Genomic DNA, 19,677 nt, shown 5'->3' with positions numbered 1-19,677 from the left:
AGCGGGGGCCGGCCCGGTGAGCGTGGAGGTGGAGCTGCGCGGGGTGCGGGTGCGGTACGGGCTGCTGGAGGCACTGCACGGGGTCGACCTGGCGTGCCCGGCCGGGGCGGTCACCGTCCTGGTCGGACGGAACGGGGCCGGGCGGACCACCGCGTTGCGGGCGATGGCGGGGCTGGTGCGGCCGACCGCCGGGCAGGTGCGGTGGCGGGGCCGGGACGTCGGCGGGCTCGACGCGTACCGGCGGGCGCGCGAGGGGATCGCGTTCGTGCCCGCGGAGCGCGCGGTCTTCGGCACGCTGACGGTGGCGGAGAACCTGCGGCTCGGCGCGGACGGCGGCCCGGCCCGGCCGGCCTTCCCCGAACTGACCGCCCTGCTCGGCCGGCGCGCCGGGGAGCTGTCCGGCGGACAGCAGCAACTGGTGGCGCTGGGACGGGCGTTGGCCTCCGGACCGGGCCTGCTCCTGCTGGACGAGCCGGGGCGCGGCCTGGCACCCGCGGTGGTGACCCGCCTGCACGGAATGCTGCGCGAGCTGGCGGAGCAGGGCCGCACGGTCGTGCTCGCCGAACAGACCGTCCCGCGGACGCTCGGCCGCGCGGGCTTCGTCCACGTGCTGCGCCGCGGCCGGGTCGCGGTCAGCGGCGAACTCGGCGAACTGCGCGACTGGGAGGGCTAGTCGGGGGCCGTTCGGGTCAGCCGCCGAGGTGGCGGTTGCGGTGGGCGCGGGCGGCGAGGAGGGCGGGGGTGGGGAGGGTGGTGAGTTCGCCGAGGGCGGTGGCGACGGCGGTGCCGAGGCGGGTGGGGAAGGTGTCGGCGGGGTCCTCGGCGACGATCCGGTCGACCAGGCCGGCCGCGGCGAGGTCGTGGGCGCGGATGCCCTGGGCGCGGGCGAGTTCGGGGGCGTGGGCGCCGTCCCGGTGGACGATCGCGGACGCGCCCTCGGGCGGCAGCGGGGCGAGCCAGGCGTGCTCCGCGGCCAGGACGCGGTCCGCGGGGAGCAGGGCGAGCGCGCCGCCGCCGGAGCCCTGGCCGAGCAGGACCGCGAGGACGGGTGTGCGCAGCGCGGTGAGCGTGTGCAGGCAGTGCGCGATCTCGACGGCGACGCCGTCCAGTTCGGCGCGGACGGAGAGTTCGGCGCCGGTGGTGTCGACGACGGTGAGCAGTGGCAGCCCGAGTTCGCCGGCGGTCTGTGCGAGGCGGCGTACCGCGCGCAGGTCGGCGGCGGTGAACGGGCGGGCCGGGCCGCCGGGGGCCTGGCGCTGCTGGCCGACGGCGAGCACCCGGTGGCCGCCGATCACGGCGAGGCCGTGCATCAGCGCGCCGGTCCCGCCGAGCGGCAGGAACTCCTCCGCGGCGTGGGCGAGGAACTCGCGGGCGCCGATCCGGTCGGTGCGGCGGGTGCGCAGGACGGACTCCCACGCGTCGCCGCCGTTCGGCTCCTCGTCGGGATCGGGATCGGGAGCGACGGGGGCGGGGGCGGCAGGGGCGGCAGGGGCGGAGGGGGTGAGGACGGTGAGCGCGCGGCGCAGCACGTCCCGCAGGTCGGCGGGGGCGACGGTGGCGTCGATCAGTTCGCGGGCGAGCAGGGTGTCGGGCCGCTGGATGTCCGGCGGCAGCGGTTCGCCGCGCAGCTGCTCGTACACCCGCGGGCCGAGGAAGCCGAGCCGGGCGCCCGGCTCGGCGAGGACCAGGTGGCCGAGGGTGCCCCAGGATGCGAACACCCCGCCCATGGTGGGGTTGCGCAGGTAGGTGAGGTACGGCAGTCCGGCCGCCCGGTGGGCGTGGACGGCGGCGGTGACCCGGAGCATGCACAGGAAGGCGGCGGCGCCCTCCTGCATCCGGGTGCCGCCGGAGACGGGGAGGGCGATCAGCGGGAGGCGTTCGGCGGTGGCCCGCTCGACGGCGCGGGTGATGCGTTCGGCGGTGGCGACGCCGATCGAGCCGCCGAGGAAGTCGAACTCGGAGACGATCAGGGCGACCGGCCGGCCGGCGAGGGTGGCGCGGCCGGTGGTGACGGCCTCGTCCAGGCCGGTGCGTTCGCAGGCGCGGGCGAGCGAGGCGCGGTAGCGCGGGTCGGCGGGCGGCGGGCCGAGGGGTTCGTCCCAGCCGGTCAGCGAACCCGGGTCGGCGATCAGGTCGATGAGCTGACGTGCCGTCACCGTCGTCCTCCGTCGGGCGCTGGGCTGTCGCGGCGGCCGCCGCGCGCGTCGAGCCTACGGGCCGGTCGTCGGGCCGGGGCGGGCCGCCGCCGAGTGTGAGCACGATCACCGGGGGCGCGGCCGCGGAAACCGCCCGCTTTATTGGTATCCAAGATGCCGATTAGCTAGGGTGTTCGGTGTGAGGCTGACCAAGAGCACCGACATCGCGCTGCGCATCGCCATGCGCCTCGCGGTGCTGGGCGACGACGAACAGCCGACCACCCGCGAGGTGGCCGACGCCGTCGCCGTGCCGTACAACCATGCGGCGAAGGTGGTCAGCCGGCTCCAACACCTGGGTGTGGTCGAGGCCCGGCGAGGTCGCGGCGGTGGGCTGGCGCTCACCCCCGCCGGCCGGACCGGTTCGATCGGGCGGCTGGTCCGCGAGCTGGAGGGGGTGGGTGACGTGGTCGGCTGCGAGGACGACCCGCCCTGCCCGCTGCGCTCCGCCTGCCGTCTGCGCGGGGTGCTGCGCCAGGCCCAGGAGGCGTTCTATGCGGCGCTGGATCCGTACACGGTGGACGACCTGGTCGGTCCGCCCACCGGTCCGGTGCTGCTCGCCCTGACCGGGAGGCCCGGGCAGGACTGAGCGTGCCCGCGCGGTGCGGGTGCGCTTTCTCACGGCGTTTAATGCGCATCTTGGATGCGAGTTTGGAGATCCGATGCTGTCCCCGAAGGCCGCCGAGACCGTCCGGGCCACCCTGCCCGCCGTGGGCGGAGCGATCGGCGAGATCACGCCGCTGTTCTACGACAAGCTCTTCGCCGCCCACCCGGAGCTGCTGCGCGACCTCTTCAACCGGGGCAACCAGGCGAACGGCACCCAGCGGCAGGCGCTCGCGGGGTCGATCGCCGCGTTCGCCACCGCGCTGGTCGAGCACCCCGACGTCCGGCCGGATGCGATGCTCGCGCGGATCGCCCACAAGCACGCCTCGCTCGGCGTCACCGCCGCGCAGTACCAGGTCGTCCACACGCACCTGTTCGCGGCGATCGTGGAGGTGCTCGGCGACGCCGTCACCCCCGAGGTCGCGGCCGCCTGGGACGAGGTCTACTGGCTGATGGCCAACGCGCTGATCGCCGTCGAGAAGCGCCTGTACGAGGAGGCCGGGGCGGCCGACGGGAACTCCTGGCGCGAGTACCGGGTCCGCTCGCGGCAGACCGAGACGGCCGAGGTCGCCGCCTTCGCGGTGCAGCCGGCGGACGGCGGCCCGGTGCCCGCCTTCCGGCCCGGCCAGTACGTCTCGGTGCAGGTCGAACTCGCCGACGGGGCCCGGCAGATACGCCAGTACAGCCTGGTCGGCGGGGACGAGAGCGCGCTGCGCTTCGCAGTCAAGCGGGTCGACGGCGAGCCGGCCGGCGAGGTCTCCCGGCACCTGCACACCGAGGTCGGCGAGGGCGACCTGCTGCGGATCAGCGCGCCCTTCGGCGACGTGCAGCTGGACTCCGCCGAGCGCCCGGTCGTCCTGGTGTCGGCCGGCATCGGGTGCACGCCGATGATCGGCATGCTCGCCGACCTCGCCGGACGCGGCTCCGGGCGCCGGGTGATCGCGGTCCACGGCGACCGCGACCCGGCCTCGCACGCCTTCCGGGCCGAACTGGAGCAGTACACCGGCAAGCTCGCCGCCGGCGAGTCGCACGTCTGGTACGAGCAGCCCGCCGACGACCGGCCCGCCGAGCGGACCGGGTTCGTCGACCTGGCGGCGCTGGACCTGCCCACCGACGCGACGGCCTACCTGTGCGGGCCGCTGCCCTTCCTGCGCGCCGCCCGGGCCCAGCTGGTCGAGGCCGGCCTGAACCCGGCCGACATCCACTACGAGGTCTTCGGCCCCGACCTCTGGCTCGGCGCGTAGGCGTCAGTCCCTCCGCCTCACAGGGCGGCGGCGATCGCGTCCCAGAGGGCGATCCGGGCCCGCAGGGCGGTGCGCACGGTGTCGGCGCACTCCTCCCAGCGGGCCCGGTCGTCGCCGCAGAGGTCGATCAGCATCTGCATCGCCATCGGGGTGTGCTGCTCGCCGTCGACCTCGATGTGCCGGGCCAGGTAGTCCTTGAAGACGCCGAGCCGGCCCGCCGCGTCGTCGATCCGGACGACCTGCTCGAACATCTCCGGGATCAGGTCCTCGCGGCCGAAGGCGAACGCGGCGGCCTGGCAGTGCACCGGGGCGTGCTCGATGATGTCGAAGGTGACCGCGGCGAAGTCGGCCGAGGCCTGCGGGATCCCGGCCTCCTTCGCGGCCCGGTCCACCGGACGCCCGGCGCGCAGCAGGTCCAGGAAGGCGGTCACCGCGGCGGTGTCGGCGCCCGCCCGGGCCATGCCGTCCAGGTAGAGCTCGAAGTGGCTGATCCAGCCCTCGCCGAGTTCGTCGCTCTCCTCGACCAGCACGATCTCGTTGATCAGCCGGCGGCTGGCGGTGGGGCCGTCGGGCAGCCAGGGCAGCGAGACGCAGGTGAGCCGCTGCTGCAGGCACTTGAGCAGGGACATGAAGTCCCAGACCGCGTAGACGTGGTGCTCCTGGAAGGTCCGCACCTGCTCCAGGCTGCCGAGCAGGTGGTAGACGGGGTGGGCGACCACCTCGCGGCGGACCGGCTCGATCGCCTCGCGCAGCGCGGTCAGTCCGGGGTGGGTGCGGTCCCAGTGGTAACGGTCGGTGGCCATCAGTACTCCAAGGGGGTTGCGGGGCAGGCTACTTCACGGCGGTGAGGACCGCGTCGCGCAGGGCGTCGCGGGAGGGCTGCAGGGCGCGGTCCAGGGCGGGGGCGAACGGGAGGACCGTGCCGTCCGGGCGGGTGACGCGCAGCGGGGGTGCCGACAGCCGGCCGGACTCGGCGGCGGTGGCCAGGAGTTCGGCGGCGAGGCCGCTGGTGCGGTTGGAGTCGTCGGCGACCACCAGGCGGCGGGTGCGGGCCAGCGAGGCGGTCAGGGCGGCCCGGTCGAGCGGGTAGAGGGTACGCGGGTCGAGCACCTCGACGGAGACCTCGGGCGCCAGCTCCTCGGCGACGGCGAGCGCGTCGTGGACGAGGTGGCCGACGGCGACCAGGGTGACGTCGGTGCCGGGCCGGTGCACGCGGGCGCGGCCGATCGGGACGGGGACGAGCGGGGCGGTCACGTCCTCGCGGACGGCGAGCGCGCCGGCCGGGGCGAAGAGGACCACCGGGTCGTCGTCGCGGATGGCGGAGGCGAGCAGTCCGTACGCGTCGCTGGGCGTGGCGGGCACCAGGGTCTTCATACCGATGTGCGCGAACAGGCTGTACGGGTGGTCGGAGTGCTGGCCGGCCCAGCCGGATCGGGAGCCGGAGCCGGGGACCACCACGGTCAGCGGGACGCGCGCCTGGCCGCCGGTCATCAGGGAGAACTTGTGCGCCTGGTTGGCGAGTTGTTCGAGAACCAGGTAGAGCAGCGAGGGGATCTGGAGCTCGATCACCGGACGCATGCCGACCAGCGCGGCGCCGATCGCGGCGGAGGTGAACGCCTGCTCGGAGAGCGGGGTGTCGACCACCCGGTCGCTGCCGAAGCGCTGTTGCAGGCCGAGGGTGAGCCCGGCGAGGCCCGCGCCGACGTCCTCACCGAGGACGCACACCGCGGGATCGTCGGCGAGCGCGTCGGCCAGCGCCCGGTTGAGCGCCTTGGGGTAGCTGAGCAGGGTCATCCGGCCGTCCCCTCCAGGGCGGTGGCGTACAGGTGGTCGGCGGCGCCGGCCGGATCGGGGTGCGGCCCGGCGAGCGCGAACTCCGCGGCGCTCTCCAGCAGTCGGGCCACCTCGGCGTCGAGGGCGGCGGCGTCCGGCAGGGCGGCCGCCGCGGCGGTGAGCGGGTCGCGGGCGCGCCAGGCGGCGACCTCCTCGGCGCTGCGGTAGGCGAGCTTGAAGCGCCGCTCCATGGTGTGGTGGGCCTCGTAGCGGTAGGTGAGGCACTCCAGGAAGGAGGGGCCGCCGCCGGTGCGGGCCCGCTCCACGGCCTCCTCGGCCGCCCGGCGGACGGCCTCGACGTCCATGCCGTCCACCGTGACGGCGGGGATGCCGAACGCCGCCGCCCGGCCGACCGCGCTGCCGCCGACCCCGGCGGAGGCCGGCAGGGTGGTGGCGTAGCCGTTGTTCTCGCAGACGAACACGGCGGGGGCCCGCCAGATCGAGGCGAGGTTCAGCGACTCCAGCAGGACGCCCTGGTTGAGCGCGCCGTCGCCGAAGAAGGAGACGGCGACCCGCGGTTCGCCGAGGCGCACCGAGGCCCAGGCGGCGCCGACGGCGATCGGCGCGCCCGCGCCGACCATGCCGTTGGCGCCGAGGATGCCGAGCGCGAGGTCGGCGGCGTGCATCGAGCCGCCCCGGCCGCGGTTCAACCCGTTGGTGCGGCCCGCGAGTTCGGCGAGCAGCCGGCCCGGGTCGGCGCCCTTGGCGAGGACGTGGCCGTGGCCGCGGTGGGTGGAGGTGATCCGGTCGGCCGGGTCGAGGGCGGCGCACACGCCGACCGCGACCGCCTCCTGCCCGATGTACGGGTGGGTGCCGCCGACGACGTGGCCGGCGCGCACCCACTCCAGGGCCAGCTCCTCGAAGCCGCGGATCAGCCGCATGGTGCGGTAGCGCCCGGCCGGGTCGGCGAGGTGGGGCAGGGTCACGGCCGGTCCTGCCACAGCACCGGGCAGAACTCCGGGTCCGCGTAGTCGGGCCGGCCGTCGTCGGTGCGGCGGACCACCGCGTCGTGGTTGTACGCGACCTCGGTGCCGTCCGGGCGCAGGTAGCGGCGGTACCGGTTGGACCCGTCCTGGAGGTGGAGCGAGACGGCCCGGCGGGGGAGGGGGGAGCGGTTGGGGCCGCTGCCGTGGTAGGTGCGGCAGTGGTGGAAGCTGACGTGCCCGCGGGGGATCTCGATCGGCACGGTGCGCACCTCGGCGCCGTTGAACTCGGCGTTCTCGCGCAGCAGTTGTTCGAGCTCGCTGCGGTCGCGGCGGGCGAAGTGCCGGGTGGAGTCGTCGCCGCCGGGGCGCTCCTCCCAGCGGTGGCTGCCGTCGACCATGGTGATGGTGCCCATCTCCTCGCCGCAGTCGTGGAACGGCAGGAAGGCGGTGAGCATCCGCTGCGAGGTGGAGGTCTGCCAGTAGTGCTTGTCGAAGTGCCAGGGCACCACGTTGCTGGGCTCGTCGGCGACCGGCGGCTTGAGGATCAGGGTGGACTGGAAGAGTCGGATCTCCTCGGCCTGGGCCAGCCGGGCGGCGACCGCGCCGAGCAGCGGCTTGCGCAGGATCCGGCCGATCCCGGCGTGCTCGTAGTGCACGTAGTCGTTGTGGCGCTGGACCGGGCCGTCGGCGGGGGTCCAGGAGGCCAGGTTCGCGGGCCGGCCGGGGAGTTCGCGGTCGCGTTCGCCGCGGTAGTAGCGCTCGGTGGCGGCCTGCAGCAGGTCCAGCTCCTCGTCGCTGAACAGCCGCTGCGAGAGGTACCAGCCGTGCTCGGCGTAGAACAGCACGTCCCGGTCGGTGGGGAGCAGCTCGCGCTCGGCGTCGGTGAGGTGGAAGGCCTCGGTGGCGGTGACGGTCATGGCGGGGTCCTCTCAGCCTTCCTGGCCGGCGCGCTCGCGCTCGACCGCCTCGTACAGTGCCTTGATGTTGGCGGAGCCGAAGGTGCCGGCTCCGCGCCGCTCGACCAGTTCGAGGAAGAGGGTGCGGCGCGGGTGGGTGGAGCGGGTGAAGATCTGGAACAGCTCGCCGCCGTGGTCGCGGTCGACCAGCACGTGGTGGGCGCGCAGCTCCTCGACCGGGATGGCGGTCGGGCCGAGCCGGGCGGCGAGCCGGTCGTAGTAGGCACCGGGGGTGGTGAGGAAGACCACGCCCCGGTCGGCGAGTTCGCGGACGGCGGCGGTGATCGAGCGGGTGCCGTACGCGAGGTGCTGGACGCCGGCGCCGCCGTGCGCCTCCAGGAAGCCGTCGATCTGGCCGGGGCTGCGGCGGACGTCCGGCTCCAGCAGGGTCAGGGTGACCGAGCCGTCGGGGCTCTGCACCACGGCGGAGTCCATCGCCTGGTCGCCGACCTCGATGTACTCGGCGTAGATCTCGGCGAGGCCGAGGCCCTCGCGGGCGAACCGGACGGCCGGGCCGAGGGTGCCGGCGGGCACGCACAGGGCCAGGTGGTCGAGCTCGAACAGCGGCCCCTCGCCGGGGAGTTCACCGTCGGGCAGCAGGTCGTCGGCGGAGGTGAAGCGCAGCGCGAGGTCGCCGAAGCCGCCCAGCACGGTGTGCTCGTCGAGCTCCACCGCGCCGGCCGCGACGGCGCGTTCGACGGATGCGGCCGGGTCGGCGGAGCGCAGCGCGAGCACGGCCACGCCGTCGCCGTGCCGGCGGACCCAGTCGGCGACCGGGTGGTCCGGGTCGACGGCGGAGGTGATCAGGTGCCGCACGGTGCCCTGGTGGGCGATCAGCTGCGCGGTGCCGGGGCGGACGGCGGCGGGTTCGGTCAGGGTGAAGCCGAGGTGGTCGTGCAGCCCGGTGGCGTACTTGTGGGCGTCCTCGACGTGGAGTTCGACATGGGCGAGGCCCTGCACGGTGGTCATGGGGTGGCTGCTCCGAGGGGCGAGGCCGGGATGCTCGGCGGGCCGAACACCAGGCTGAGGTTGTGGCCGCCGAAGGCGAAGGAGTTGGAGAGGACCGCGTCCACCGGCCGGCGGGCGGCGTCGCCGCGGACGTGCCGCAGGCCGTGGGCGGGGTCGGGTTCGTCCAGGTTGAGCGTGGCGGGCAGCACGCCGTGCGCGACGGCGAGTGCGCAGAACGCCGCTTCGACCGCGCCGGCGGCGCCGAGCAGGTGGCCGGTGGCGCCCTTGGTGGAGCTGACCGGCGGGCCGTCCGGGCCGAACACGGCGGTCAGCGCGGCGGCTTCGGCGGTGTCGCCGAGCCGGGTGCCGGTGCCGTGCGCGTTGACGTAGCCGATGTCGGCGGGGGAGAGGCCGGCGGAGCGCAGCGCGGTGCGCATCGCGGCGGCCGCGCCGGCGCCGTCGGGGCGGGGCATGGTGGCGTGGTGGGCGTCGGTGGAGGCGCCCCAGCCGGTCAGGTCGGCCCAGCCGGTGGCGCCGCGGGCCCGGGCGTGGTCGGCCCGCTCCAGCACCAGGACGCCCGCGCCCTCGCCGAGCACGAAGCCGTTGCGGCGCCGGTCGAAGGGCCGGGACGCCTGCGCCGGATCGGCCCAACCGGAGGCCAGCGCGCGGGAGTTGTCGAAGGCGGCGGCGATCGTCGGGTGCAGCGGGGATTCGCTGCCGCCGCACACCACCACGTCCGCCTCGCCGCCGCGGATGAGTCGCAGCCCTTCGGCCACGGCCTGCGCGCCGGCCGCGCAGGCGGTGATCACCGCCGAGCTGTAGCCGCGGATGCCGTGCGCGATGGCGATCCGGGCGGCCGCCATGTTGGAGAGCATCCCGGGCAGCAGGTACGGGCTGACCGCGGGGCGGCCGCGCTCCTGCCGGCACCGGGCGTGCTCCTCGAAGGTCTCCAGGCCGCCGCCGCCGGTGGCGAGCACCACGGCGACCCGCTCGGGGTCGGCGTCGGTGCCGACGACCAGCTTCGCGTCGGCCAGCGCGTCCGCGGCGGCGGCGAGCGCCAGCAGCACGAAGCGGTCCACGCAGCGGGTCTCGGTGGCGGGCAGCACCTCGGTGGCGGGTACGTCGGGGGCGATGCCCGCGGCGGTGAGCCAGCCGGCCGCCGGATGGCCGGCGGGCGGTACGGCCAGGCCGGACGCGCCGGCGGTCAGCGCGGCGAACACCTCGTGGGCGCCCCGGCCGAGCGGGCCGACCAGGCCGATCCCGGTGACGACGGCGTTCATCGGGCGCCCGCGCGGTCGAGGTGGCGGCGGCGGAGCAGCACCTTGCGGACCTTGCCGGTCGGGCCGAGCGGGATCTCCTCGTCCGGTACGGCGACCACCTGCCGGACCACGGCGGCCACGTGCGGCTCCAGCGCGGCCCGCACCTCGGCGGTGCGGTCGAGCTCCGGGTCGGCGCCCGCGGCCAGTTGCAGCAGCACGTCGGCGACCACGGCCTCGCCGTCGCGGTAGGCGACCACGGTGCAGTCCAGCACCTCGGCGCAGGCGGCGAGGACCCGCTCCTCGGAGGCGGCGGTGTGCAGCCGGCCGGCGTCGCCGAGGTCCACGGTGTCCACGGCGCGGTCCACGTGGAAGTAGTAGCCGTCCTCGTCGCGGTACATCAGGTCACCGGTGAGGAAGCGCCCGCGCAGCCGGGTGCGGTACGTGGTGACCGAGTCGTTCCAGTAGCCGAGCGCCAGCGTCGGTGAGGCGGTGGCGAGTTCGCCGACCTCGCCGGGGCCGAGCTCGGTGCCGTCGGGGGCGACCACGGCGCAGTCCACGAAGGAGTGCGGCCGGCCGACGCAGCGGCCGTAGCGCTCGGTGCCCGCCGAGTGGCTGATGAAGAAGTGCGAGTGGCCCATCTCGGTGGAGCCGAGCCCGTCCACGAACACCGAACCGGGGGTGCGCACCCGGCCCTCGCGGGTGACGGTCTCCCGGCTGCCGACCGCGATCAGCCGGCGGATGTGCGCCTCGTGCGCGCAGTCGCCGGTGTTCCACCACAGCGCGACCGACTCCAGGTCGCGGGCGGCCAGGTCGTGCCGGGCCAGGTCGGCCCAGGTGGTGGCGAAGCCGTACACGCTCTGCGGCTTCCAGCGCTCCACCGCGTCCAGCACGGTGGCGCCGGACTGGCCGGAGAGGATCAGCAGGTGGGAGTCGAGGCTGAGCGCGAGGTTGACCGCGATCAGGGTGGCGGCGTGCGGTGCGGGCAGCGCGCTGAGCATCCGGTCCACGCCCTGCGGGCGGGGCAGCGCGAGCCGGTGGCGGATCGCCGCGTACAGGCTGTCGTGCGAGTGGACCACGGCCTTGGGCAGGCCGGTGGTGCCGGAGGAGTGGGTGATCGCCACCGGGTCGCCCGACCAGTGCCGGTACGGCGGCGGGGCGGCCTCGGGGTCGCCGGAGCCGAGCGTGGCCGGGTCGGCGAGCAGCGGGGTGCCGGTGTCGCGGTCGGCCACCGCCTCGGCGTGCGGCTTGTCGGCCAGCAGGCCGGTGGCGCGCAGGCGTTGCAGGTAGGCGGTGGTGGTGTCGGCGTCCAGCAGCGGGTTGAGCAGCGCCGGGATCGCGCCGAGCCGGGCCAGGGCCAGGAAGGACAGCACCTGGTCGGCGGCGTCGAAGGACTGGACGGCGACCGGGTCGCGGCGGCGCACCCCGAGCCCGTGCAGGGCGGCGGCCCGGGCGCGGACCGCGGTGTCGAGTTGACGGACCGTCAGGGCGGTCCAGGCGGGCCGGCCGTCGACCGGGGTGTCGAAGGTGAGCGCCGGAGTGTCGAGGCCCAGGGCCCGTTCGGCGCGGGTGGTGAGGACGTTGCCGGCGCCGACCGCGGGGTCGGCGGCCAGCAGGGCGCGCAGGTTGGGTGTGCTCATGGTTCCCGTTCTCTTCGTGGTGCGGGAGCCGCCGGGGCTTGTCAGGCGGGCCCTGGGGCAAGCAGGGCAGCGGTGGCGCGGTCGGGCGGACCCTGGTGGGCGGTGACGGCCAGGACCTGTTCGGCCTCGCCGTCGTCGATCAGCAGCCGGGCCTGGTCGTGGAGGTGCCGCTCCTCCTCGAAGCCGGGCCCGAGGGCCACCACCGGGCCGTCCAGGCCCCAGCGGGCGGCCAGGTGGCCGAGCACCGCGTTGGGGTTGGACTGGTAGAACAGCAGGGGGGGCACCCGGCCGCCCGCCGCCACCGCCTCGGCGAGCGCGTCGGCGGTGGCCAGGTCGCCGCCGGGGCTGGCGAGCAGCAGCGCGGTGCGCGGTGCGCCCGCGGCCGGCGGGTGGCCGTAGCGGGCCCGCAGGCAGCGGTCGGCGGTCTCCGCGACCAGCGGGCTGAAGCTGGACGCGGCGAACCCGGCGATCCTCGGCAGGGTGTCGTCGGGGCCCTCGGGCCAGCGCGCCCGGGCCAGCACGCGCAGCCCGGCGGACACCCCGGCGCCGTCCGGGGTCCGGTCGGTGAGGCTCACGCGGCGGCCACCAGCAGTGCCGTGTTGGCGCCGCCGAACGCCGCGTTGACGCTCAGCGCGTAGCGCGCCCGGTGCGGGCGCGGCGCGTCGAGCACCAGGTCGAGCGGGCAGTCGGGGTCGGGCCCCAGCCAGCCCGCGTTCACCGGCAGCCGGCCGCGCTCCAGGACGCCGACGGTGACGGCGAGTTCGAGCAGCGCGGAGGCTTCCAGGGCGTGTCCGTGGACGGACTTGGTGGAGCTGACCGGTGGCCCGGACGGGCCGAAGACCGTGCCGAGCGCGGCGGCCTCGGCCCGGTCGCCGAGCTCGGAGCCGGCGCCGTTGGCGTTCACCCAGCCGACCTCGGACGCGGCCGCGCCGGCCCGGTCGAGCGCGGTGCGCACCGCCCGGGCCAGGCCCGCGCCGTCCGGCCGGGGCCGGCAGACGTGGTACGCGTCGCCGGACCGCCCCCACCCGGCCAGCCGGGCCAGCGGCGGCCGCGCGGAGCGGGCCTCCAGCAGGACGGCCACCACCGCGTCGCCCAGCAGCATGCCGCGCCGCCCCCGGCTGAACGGGCGCAGCGCGCCGTCGGTGGCCAGGGCCCGGCCGGCGTCGAACACCGCGAAGGTGTCCGGCTCGACCAGGTACCCGGCGGCCACCACGGCGCGGTCGATCCGGCCGCCCGCGATCAGTGCCGCGGCGTCCGCGACCGCCGTGCTGGCGGCCACGCACGCCCCGGTGTAGACCCGGGTGGCGCGTCCGGTCCGTGCGGCGACCTCGGCCGCCAGCGGTCCGGTGCGGCGGTCGGCGTGCAGGGCGAGCAGCAGTGGGGCGTCCCCCGGGGCGCCGGTCTCGGCGACCACCTCGGTGAGCCGGTCGGCCAGCCGCGGGGCGTCCGGCGCGGTGGCGGCGACCGTGGTGCGGCGGCCGGCCACCGGGAAGCGGGTCACCTCGGCGAAGGCCGGGCGTCCGGCCTCCACCGCCTCGGCGAGCGCCGTGCCGCGGGAGCCGAACGCCGAGCGGACGCCCAGGCCGGTGATCAGGACGGGTCGGCCGGGCGTCATGGCGCGGCGGCCTCGGACCCGAGCACCTCGCGGAGCACGGCGACCGCGTCGTCCACGGTCCGGATCCTGGCGAACTGCTCGTCGTCGAGGTCGAGTCGAAGGTCGTAGTGCTGCTCGGCCTCGGCGATCAGCCAGGTCAGTTCGAGCGAGCCGACCACCTCGTCGACCTGCTCGGGGGCGCGGTCGCCGTAGCGGGCCAGCATGGCCAGCACCTCGGTGCGGCCGAGCGGGGCACGGCCGGCCGGTAGTGCGTCGGTGGTCATCCGGCGCTGCCCACGGCGGACTTGGCGATCCGGCCGGCCACCTCGGCGGAGAACTCGTCGATGGTCATCAGCGCGGTGGACTCCATGTCGTCCAGTTCGAAGCGGACCCCGAACTCCTCCTCCACCTGGACGGCCAGGTCGGCCAGGGCCAGCGACTCCAGGTCGAGGCCGGCCGGGCCGAGGTCGGTCTCGCCGGTGGCCTCGGAGATGTCGTAGTTCATCGCCTCGAGGGCGGACAGCACGAAGGTGCGGATCTCTTGCTGCATCGGTGCGCTCCAGGTGCGGAGTTGGGGTGTTCGGGCAGGGCTCGGCCACGCGGGCGGGGGTCTGGACCCGTCCGCGCGGTGCGGTGCGAGCGATGGGGGTGGTGTCAGCGGGTCGCGTCGGCCTGTCGGCGCAGGGCGGCGGGGTCCCGCAGCAGCTTCCCGGTGGCGGTCCGGGGGAGCTGCGGCAGCAGGTGGATCCGGCGGGGGAGTTTCCAGCCGGCCAGTTCGGTGCCGAGCAGTTCGCGCAACTGCTCGGCGGCGCTGCCAGGTGGTGCGTCGGGGGCGGGCTCGGCCGCGGCGTACGCCTCGACGGCGCCGTCGGCGAAGACGACCACCGCCTCGGTGACGCCGGGCAGGCCCGCGAGGGTCTGCTCGACCTCGGTCAGGTCGATCTTGAGGCCGCCGATCGAGACCTGGGAGTCGCGCCGGCCGAGCAGGGTCACCGCTCCGGTCGCCGGGTCGATCAGGGCCGCGTCGCGGGTGTGCAGCAGGCCGTCCGACCAGCGGGTCGGGTCGGTGACGCCGAGGTACGGCGACTCCGGCCGGCGGATGTGCAGTTCGCCGTCGGCGACCTGCAGTTCCAGGCCGTGGACGGGGGCGAGCCGCGGATGGCCGAGGCCCGAGAGGTCGGTGGCGATCACCCCGGTCTCGGTCATCCCGTACATGGTGCCCAGCGGCACCCCGAAGCGTCGGCGGAACGCCTCCGGGAGCGCGGGGCGGACCAGCTCGCCGGCGACGATCATCCGGCGCAGCTGGGGCAGGGGGGCCGGCAGCGGGTGCGCGGCCAGCAGTTCGGCGTGGAACGGCACCCCGATCAGGGTGGTCGGGGCGTCGCCGGCGGCGACCGCGGCCAGGACGGCGGCCGGGGTCGCCCGGCCGGGCACCACCAGTTCCACGCCCGCGTGCAGGGCGTGCAGCAGGCCGCCGACCAGGCCGAGGACGTGCACCGTCGAGGACAGCAGCACGGTCCGGCCGCCGGCCTTCGGGAAGTCCTCCAGCCGGGCGTAGCAGTCGAGTTCGCGCAGCAGGTCGTCGGCCGTGCGGGCGATCACCTTGGACGGCCCGGTGGAGCCCGAGCTGAGCTGCACCAGGACGTGCCGGGTGGCGGCCGGGCGTCCGTCCGGGAGCGGGCGGGCGCCGTCGGCCGCGCACAGCACCTGCGGGCGCAGCCGTTCCAGGGCCCGGTCCACCTCGGTGGCGGTCAGCCGGTGGTCGAGCAGGACGGCCTGTCCGCCCGCCCGCCAGACGGCCAGCAGGGTGGCCACGTAGCCGAGCGAGGGCGGCAGCAGCAGCGCCGCGGTGCCGCCGGGCCGCAGCCCGGCGCCGGTCAGCAGCGCCTGCTGCTCGGCGACCAGCGACCGCAGGGCGGCCCGGTCGACCGGCCGGTCGAACCGGAGGCAGGGGTCGCCGTCCGGTCCGGCGAGCAGGTGGTGGTCGACCCAGTCCGGGCCGGCGGTCGGGCCGGTTCGGTCGGGGTTGGGGGTACGCGTCAACGCAACTCCACGCGTCGGGAAGTGGGAGCAGGTCAAGGCCGGAGCGAAAGCTCAGAGACTTGTGATGGTTCGGTGTCGATTCCCCGTTGGACCAGACCATTGCACGGGATCCCACGGAGGGTCAAGGTCTATACCAGTTGCGGGATCTTCCCTACGCTGTCCCTCGCTCAAGCGGAATGTGACTGCTCATCAGGGAGGTGCAGCGGCAGTGCTCCCGCTCACCCCGGCCGGCTACCGGGCGCTCGCCCGGGCCCGACTGCCCGCCGCCACCTGGGACTTCTTCGAGGGCGGCGCCGGCGCCGAGTGGACCCTGCGGGCCAATCGCGCGCAGTTCCGCCGCCACGTGCTGCGGCCGCGCGTCCTGGTCGACGTCTCGGCGCCGGACTGCTCCGCCGAGCTGTTCGGCGCCCGGCTCGCCGTACCGTTCGGGGTCGCACCGATGGCGTACCACCAACTCGCCTGCCCGGAGGGCGAGATCGCCACCGCCCGGGCCGCCCGCGCGGCCGGGGCGCTGCTGGTGGTCTCGATCTTCGCCGGGCGGTGCCTGGAGGAGATCGCCGAGGCCGGCGGCGACGCCCCGCGCTGGCTCCAGCTGTACTGGCTGCGCGACCGGGCGGCGCTGGCCGACCTGGTCCGGCGGGCCGAGGCCGCCGGCTTCGGCGCGCTGGTGCTGACCGTGGACGCGCCCAAGGTCGCCCGGCGGCTGCGCGACCTGCGCAACTCCTTCGCCGTCCCGGACGGCGTCCGCGCGGTGAACCTCGACGCCGCCCTGGCCGTGGGGGCGGCGCGCTCGGGTTCGTCCGCGATCGAGGCGCACTCGGTCGAGCAGTTCGACCGTAGCATCACCTGGGCAGATTTGTCGTGGCTTCGTCAAAGAACGTCGCTGCCACTGGTGCTGAAGGGCGTGCTGACCGCCGAGGACGCCCGTCGGGCGGTCGACCACGGCGTGGACGCCCTGGTCGTCTCCAACCACGGCGGACGCCAACTCGACGGCGCCCCACCCGCCCTGGCCGCCCTTCCGGAGGTCGTCGACGCCGTCCCCGCCGACTGCCCCGTGCTGGTCGACGGCGGGATCCGGCACGGCACCGACCTCGCCAAGGCCCTCGCGCTCGGCGCCCGCGCCGCGCTGATCGGCCGACCCGTGCTCTGGGGACTCGCCCACAGCGGCGAGCCGGGCGCCCGGCACGTCCTCGACCTGCTGCGCACCGAACTCCTCGACACCCTGGTGCTCTCCGGCCGCCCGACCCTGGCCGACCTGGACCGCACCCTGCTGGCCGACTGGCCGCCACCCCACCACCTTCGCCGAGAGGACCCACCCGGGTGACCACCGCCCCCGCCCACCGGACCGACCCGCGCTTCCCTGGCTGGGACTGGGAGGACCCGGCCGCCCTCGGCGCCCTCACCGACGGGTTCACCGAGAACCTCGCCCGCTGCACGAGCATCGAGACCGTCCGCGACCGGCTCCCGCGCACCCACCGGGAGCTCGCCGGACTCGGCGTCACCGGCATCGAGTTCGCGGCCTTCGCCACCCGCCACCCGGAGGCGATCGGCACCGACCTGGTCGCCGTCCGCAGCCCCGACGCCACCACCGAGCCCGGCCCGCTCTACCGGATCGACGGCAGCCACCTCTTCACCCGGCTCGACATCTCCGAGCCGCTGCCCCTCGACGACCACAGCGTCGACTGGGTCTACGCCGAGCACCTCGTCGAACACGTGCCGCTGCCCGTCGCCGTCCACTGGCTCGGCGAGGTCCGCCGGATCCTGCGCCCGGGCGGGCTGCTCCGCCTCACCACCCCCGACCTGGAGCGCTACATCCGTGGCTACCTGGACCGGGACGAGGAGTTCTTCCAGCGCCACCGGCGCCGGCTGCGCACCCTGCGGGTCGGCCCGCCGATGCCCGAACGCCGGGCCTTCATGCTCAACCAGATCTTCTACCACTTCGGGCACCGCTGGATCTTCGACGAGGACGAGCTCCGGCACGTCCTGGACCGGGCCGGCTACCAGGGCTGGACCGTCGAGCGCCGCGCCTACCAGGAGGGCCACCGCCCCGACGTCGCCGCCCTCGACACCGCCTTCCGCAAGGACGAGTCGATCTACCTCGAGGCGCGTGCCCCGGAGGCGTCCTGATGCCCCTGCACCCCGAGGCCGAGGCGCTGCGCGCCCGGCGCGCCGAGACGAACGCCCCGCCGCTCTACACCCTGACCGTGGCGCAGGCCCGGGCCGCCGACCTCGCCGACCTGCGGGCCGCCGGCGGCACCCCCGAGCCGGTCGCCGCCGTCACCGAGCACCGCGTCCCCGGCACCGGCGGGCAGCTCGCGGTGCGGTGCTACCACCCGGCCCAGCGCGACCGGCCGCACCCCGCCCTGCTCTACCTGTACGGCGGCGGCTGGGCCCTCGGCTGCCTGGACACCGGCGACGCGATCTGCCGCGCCCTCACCAACGCCACCGGCTGCCTGACCGCCACGGTCGGCTACCGGCTCGCCCCCGAACACCCCTTCCCCGCGGCCGTCGAGGACGCCTACACGGCCCTCACCTGGCTGGCCGACCACGCCGCCGGGCTCGGCGCCGACCCCGACCGGCTGGCCGTCGGCGGCGACAGCGCCGGCGGCAACCTCGCCGCCGCCACCACCCTGCTCGCCCGCGAGCGCGGCGGCCCGGCCCTGCGCCACCAGCTGCTGGTCTACCCCAACACCGACCACCGGGCCGACACGCCCTCGCTGCGCGCCGGCGACGACCCGCTGTTCTTCAACCGCCACTCGGTGGCCTGGTACTGGCGCCACTACCTCGCCGACCCGGCCGACGGCGAGAACCCGCTGGCCTCGCCGCTGCGCGCCCCCTCGCTCGCCGGGCTGCCCCCCGCCACCGTGATCACGGCGGAGTACGACCCGCTGCGCGACGAGGGCGAGGCCTACGCCGCCCGGCTCGCCGAGGCCGGGGTGGACGTCGAACTGCGCCGCTGGGACGGCATGCCGCACGGCTTCTTCGCCATGGCGGGCGTGCTCGCCGGCGGCGCGGACGCGCAGCGGTACGCGGCCGGCCGGCTGCGGGCGGCACTGCGATGACCCTCGCCCTGGACCAGCTGCACGGCTCGCTCTCCGCCCCGCTGCTGGACGCCATGACCTTCCTCAACGAGGTCACCGCGCGCTACCCCGACGCCGTCTCCTTCGCCCCCGGCCGCCCCCACGAGGAGCACTTCGACCCGGCGGCGATCCCGCGCCACCTGGAGCGGTACCTGCGCCACCTGCGGGAGGACCGCGGGATGGGCGAGGACGAGGTCCGCCGGGAGCTCTTCCAGTACGGCCGCACCAAGGGCCTGATCGGGGAGCTCATCGCCCGGACGCTGGCCGCCGACGAGGGCCTGGACGTCGACCCGGAGGCCCTGGTGGTCACCGTCGGCGCCCAGGAGGGCATGCTGCTGGTGCTGCGCGCCCTGTGCGCCGGCCCCGAGGACGTCCTGCTGGTCGCCGCGCCCTGCTACGTCGGCGTGACCGGCGCGGCCCGGCTGCTCGACCTGACGGTCCGGCCGGTCCCGGAGGCCCCCGGCGGCGGGGGGCTCGACCCCGAGGCGCTGGCCGCCGCCGCCCGGCAGGCCCGGGCCGAGGGCCTGCGGCCGCGCGCCTGCTACCTGGTGCCGGACTTCGCCAACCCCTCGGGCGCCAGCCTCCCGGTCGAGGCCAGGAAGCGGCTGCTCGCGGTCGCCGAGGAGCACGACCTGCTGCTCGTCGAGGACAACCCGTACGGCTTCTTCCGGCGCGGCGGCACGCCCGTGCGGCCGACGCTCAAGGCGCTGGACGGGGACCGGCGACGGGTGGTCCACCTCGGGTCCTTCGCCAAGACCTGCTTCCCCGGCGCCAGGGTCGGCTACGTGGTGGCCGACCAGCGGGTGGACCGCGGCGGCGGGCGCGCCGGGCTGCTCGCGGACGAGCTGGCGAAGCTGAAGAGCATGACGACGGTCAACACCCCGGCGCTCAGCCAGGCCGTGATCGGCGGCATGCTGCTGGAGGCCGACCGCGGCCTGCGCGCGGCGACGGCCGGCGCGGCGGAGTTCTACGCCCGCAACCTCGACACCCTGCTGGCCGAGCTGGAACGCCGCTTCCCGCCCGGCTCCCCGGTCGGCTGGAACGCCCCGGACGGCGGCTACTTCGCGGTGCTCACGGTGCCGTTCGACGCCGACGAGAAGGCCCTCGACCGCTGCGCGCGGGAGTACGGCGTGCTGTGGACCCCGATGGCGCCGTTCTACCCCCAGGGGGGAGGGGAGCGCTCGCTGCGGCTGTCCTGCTCCTACCTGACGGAGGCTCGGATCGTCGACGGTGTCGGCCGGCTGGCCGCCTTCGTGGACGGCGCGTCCCGGTAGCGGAACGCGGAGGAGGGCGGGCCCCCGCGCGGGGCCGCCCCCCCCGGCGGGGCGCGCCCCGCCGATCCCCGGGGGGGACACGCGGGGC

20 protein-coding genes are annotated in these 19,677 nt (G+C 75.9%); 7 read left to right on the top strand and 13 right to left on the bottom strand.

Annotated features, from left to right (window positions below):
* Nucleotides 1–16 precede the first annotated feature (16 nt).
* Nucleotides 17–673 (top strand): ABC transporter ATP-binding protein, encoded by a 657-nt coding sequence (locus tag ACGFX4_RS01870; protein WP_393069373.1) that lies wholly within the window; start codon nt 17–19, stop codon nt 671–673.
* A gap of 16 nt (nt 674–689) precedes the next feature.
* Here the strand turns inward: ACGFX4_RS01870 and ACGFX4_RS01865 are convergent, their stop codons facing one another.
* Nucleotides 690–2,156, bottom strand: a complete 1,467-nt coding sequence (locus ACGFX4_RS01865) for a carboxyl transferase domain-containing protein (protein ID WP_393069371.1) — start codon at nt 2,154–2,156, stop codon at nt 690–692.
* 178 nt (nt 2,157–2,334) lie between these two features.
* Between ACGFX4_RS01865 and ACGFX4_RS01860 the strand changes: the two genes are divergently transcribed.
* Nucleotides 2,335–2,781, top strand: a complete 447-nt coding sequence (locus ACGFX4_RS01860) for an RrF2 family transcriptional regulator (protein ID WP_393069369.1) — start codon at nt 2,335–2,337, stop codon at nt 2,779–2,781.
* A gap of 73 nt (nt 2,782–2,854) precedes the next feature.
* On the top strand, nt 2,855–4,039 hold the full coding sequence (locus ACGFX4_RS01855) for a globin domain-containing protein (protein ID WP_393069367.1): 1,185 nt from the start codon (nt 2,855–2,857) through the stop codon (nt 4,037–4,039).
* Nucleotides 4,040–4,056: 17 nt separating this feature from the next.
* On the opposite strand, the gene ACGFX4_RS01850 is transcribed toward ACGFX4_RS01855, so the two are convergent.
* The 12 genes from ACGFX4_RS01850 to ACGFX4_RS01795 form a co-directional block, all read right to left on the bottom strand.
* Nucleotides 4,057–4,842: a DUF3050 domain-containing protein gene (locus ACGFX4_RS01850; RefSeq protein ID WP_393069366.1), complete on the bottom strand. Its 786-nt coding sequence runs from the start codon at nt 4,840–4,842 to the stop codon at nt 4,057–4,059.
* 28 nt (nt 4,843–4,870) lie between these two features.
* Nucleotides 4,871–5,833 (bottom strand): alpha-ketoacid dehydrogenase subunit beta, encoded by a 963-nt coding sequence (locus tag ACGFX4_RS01845; RefSeq protein WP_393069364.1) that lies wholly within the window; start codon nt 5,831–5,833, stop codon nt 4,871–4,873.
* Complete coding sequence (locus tag ACGFX4_RS01840) at nt 5,830–6,798, bottom strand: thiamine pyrophosphate-dependent dehydrogenase E1 component subunit alpha (protein ID WP_393069362.1); 969 nt, start codon at nt 6,796–6,798, stop codon at nt 5,830–5,832. The genes ACGFX4_RS01845 and ACGFX4_RS01840 overlap by 4 nt, the downstream gene beginning before the upstream one ends.
* The gene (locus ACGFX4_RS01835) at nt 6,795–7,715 is read right to left on the bottom strand and encodes a phytanoyl-CoA dioxygenase family protein (RefSeq protein ID WP_393069361.1); all 921 of its coding nucleotides are present in this window, start codon (nt 7,713–7,715) and stop codon (nt 6,795–6,797) included. The genes ACGFX4_RS01840 and ACGFX4_RS01835 overlap by 4 nt, the downstream gene beginning before the upstream one ends.
* Nucleotides 7,716–7,727: 12 nt before the next feature.
* The gene (locus ACGFX4_RS01830) at nt 7,728–8,723 is read right to left on the bottom strand and encodes a VOC family protein (protein ID WP_393069359.1); all 996 of its coding nucleotides are present in this window, start codon (nt 8,721–8,723) and stop codon (nt 7,728–7,730) included.
* Nucleotides 8,720–9,982: a beta-ketoacyl-[acyl-carrier-protein] synthase family protein gene (locus ACGFX4_RS01825; protein WP_393069358.1), complete on the bottom strand. Its 1,263-nt coding sequence runs from the start codon at nt 9,980–9,982 to the stop codon at nt 8,720–8,722. The genes ACGFX4_RS01830 and ACGFX4_RS01825 overlap by 4 nt, the downstream gene beginning before the upstream one ends.
* Nucleotides 9,979–11,598, bottom strand: coding sequence for a class I adenylate-forming enzyme family protein (locus ACGFX4_RS01820; RefSeq protein ID WP_393069357.1), 1,620 nt, complete (start codon nt 11,596–11,598; stop codon nt 9,979–9,981). The genes ACGFX4_RS01825 and ACGFX4_RS01820 overlap by 4 nt, the downstream gene beginning before the upstream one ends.
* A gap of 41 nt (nt 11,599–11,639) precedes the next feature.
* On the bottom strand, nt 11,640–12,173 hold the full coding sequence (locus tag ACGFX4_RS01815; protein WP_393069355.1) for a hypothetical protein: 534 nt from the start codon (nt 12,171–12,173) through the stop codon (nt 11,640–11,642).
* Nucleotides 12,170–13,213 carry a beta-ketoacyl synthase N-terminal-like domain-containing protein gene (locus ACGFX4_RS01810; RefSeq protein ID WP_393069353.1) on the bottom strand — a complete coding sequence of 348 codons (1,044 nt, stop codon included), beginning with the start codon at nt 13,211–13,213 and terminating at the stop codon, nt 12,170–12,172. Before ACGFX4_RS01810 ends, ACGFX4_RS01815 begins: the two co-directional genes overlap by 4 nt.
* A complete protein-coding gene (locus ACGFX4_RS01805) occupies nt 13,210–13,476 on the bottom strand; it encodes an acyl carrier protein (protein WP_393069351.1) in 267 nt (88 codons plus the stop codon). The genes ACGFX4_RS01810 and ACGFX4_RS01805 overlap by 4 nt, the downstream gene beginning before the upstream one ends.
* The gene (locus tag ACGFX4_RS01800; RefSeq protein ID WP_393069349.1) at nt 13,473–13,742 is read right to left on the bottom strand and encodes a phosphopantetheine-binding protein; all 270 of its coding nucleotides are present in this window, start codon (nt 13,740–13,742) and stop codon (nt 13,473–13,475) included. The genes ACGFX4_RS01805 and ACGFX4_RS01800 overlap by 4 nt, the downstream gene beginning before the upstream one ends.
* 104 nt (nt 13,743–13,846) lie before the next feature.
* Entirely contained in the window at nt 13,847–15,235 is a 1,389-nt protein-coding gene (locus tag ACGFX4_RS01795; protein WP_393069347.1) for a class I adenylate-forming enzyme family protein, read from the bottom strand.
* A gap of 208 nt (nt 15,236–15,443) precedes the next feature.
* Here ACGFX4_RS01795 and ACGFX4_RS01790 point away from each other — a divergent pair, with 208 nt between their 5' ends.
* Genes ACGFX4_RS01790 through ACGFX4_RS01775 form a run of 4 tightly spaced genes read left to right on the top strand, consistent with a single transcriptional unit; the run spans nt 15,444 to nt 19,589 of the window.
* Nucleotides 15,444–16,559, top strand: a complete 1,116-nt coding sequence (locus tag ACGFX4_RS01790) for an alpha-hydroxy acid oxidase (protein WP_393069346.1) — start codon at nt 15,444–15,446, stop codon at nt 16,557–16,559.
* The gene (locus ACGFX4_RS01785; RefSeq protein WP_393069345.1) at nt 16,556–17,362 is read left to right on the top strand and encodes a class I SAM-dependent methyltransferase; all 807 of its coding nucleotides are present in this window, start codon (nt 16,556–16,558) and stop codon (nt 17,360–17,362) included. Before ACGFX4_RS01790 ends, ACGFX4_RS01785 begins: the two co-directional genes overlap by 4 nt.
* Nucleotides 17,362–18,297, top strand: coding sequence for an alpha/beta hydrolase (locus tag ACGFX4_RS01780; protein ID WP_393069343.1), 936 nt, complete (start codon nt 17,362–17,364; stop codon nt 18,295–18,297). The genes ACGFX4_RS01785 and ACGFX4_RS01780 overlap by 1 nt, the downstream gene beginning before the upstream one ends.
* Nucleotides 18,294–19,589, top strand: a complete 1,296-nt coding sequence (locus ACGFX4_RS01775) for a PLP-dependent aminotransferase family protein (protein ID WP_393069341.1) — start codon at nt 18,294–18,296, stop codon at nt 19,587–19,589. Before ACGFX4_RS01780 ends, ACGFX4_RS01775 begins: the two co-directional genes overlap by 4 nt.
* Nucleotides 19,590–19,677 lie beyond the last annotated feature (88 nt).

It is taken from the genome of Kitasatospora sp. NPDC048365 (assembly GCF_043200835.1).
Taxonomy (GTDB): domain Bacteria; phylum Actinomycetota; class Actinomycetes; order Streptomycetales; family Streptomycetaceae; genus Kitasatospora; species Kitasatospora terrestris.
Note: the sequence above shows the minus strand (reverse complement) of the source record. Positions and strands in the feature narration are given on the sequence as shown.